The 731-nt window shown below is 69.6% G+C and carries 1 protein-coding gene; it reads right to left on the reverse strand.

The window, feature by feature from the left end; translation table 11 throughout:
- Nucleotides 1-14 precede the first annotated feature (14 nt).
- Nucleotides 15-617 (reverse strand): DUF742 domain-containing protein, encoded by a 603-nt coding sequence (locus ACW69E_RS27735; RefSeq protein WP_457501034.1) that lies wholly within the window; start codon nt 615-617, stop codon nt 15-17.
- Nucleotides 618-731 lie beyond the last annotated feature (114 nt).

Below are 731 nucleotides of genomic sequence, written 5' to 3' on the forward strand. Positions count from 1 at the left end.
AGCGGGTTGCACCGCTAGAGCTTGCGAAGTCCACTGAGCACCCTTTCGAGCAGTGTCACATCTGGCTGGCCGCCGGGCTCGCTGCTGCTGCCCGGCTGATGGATGGCGACGAGGCCGGCCTCGGCCAGGTCGGCCACGAGGATACGGGCGACGCCCAAGGGAATGGAGAGAAGTGCGGAGATCTCGGCAACCGATTTGATCTCGTAACACAGATGGCAGATCCGCTGGTGCTCCGGGAGCTGGCCCTGGAGGCGAGCGGGCTGCGCGGTGGTGTGCACCAGCGCCTCGATGGCGAGCTGATAGCGCGGCCGGGTACGGCCCCCGGTCATGGCGTACGGCCGCACCAGCGGCGACGATCCGCCGCGGTCTTCGGCCGCGGGCCGGGAACGGCGGGGCCTGGGGGGTTCCTCGGCCTGCCTCGGGCGGGGAGGCTGCTGAGCGTGGGGCTGCTGAGGCTGCTGGTACTGGGGGTAGTCCTGCGGCCCTGGCTGGGAGGGGGGCTCCTGCCACTGCTGACCGCTCGGCGCGGAGGGGAAGTTGTAGCGCTTCATGGACGGGTCGTGCTGCGGCTGAGACCGGTGCTCACCGCCGTAAGGACCGCCTGGGGGCGTTGCCACGTCTCCTCCTCCACTGCCTGACGTCACTGGGCCGTCTTCTTCGTGTGCCGCTAGCCCACCGCGTCCCCGCACCTTATGGCGCGGAGACGCGATACGCACGGCCTGTATTGCTAG

It is taken from the genome of Streptomyces sp. SS8, from assembly GCF_054072955.1.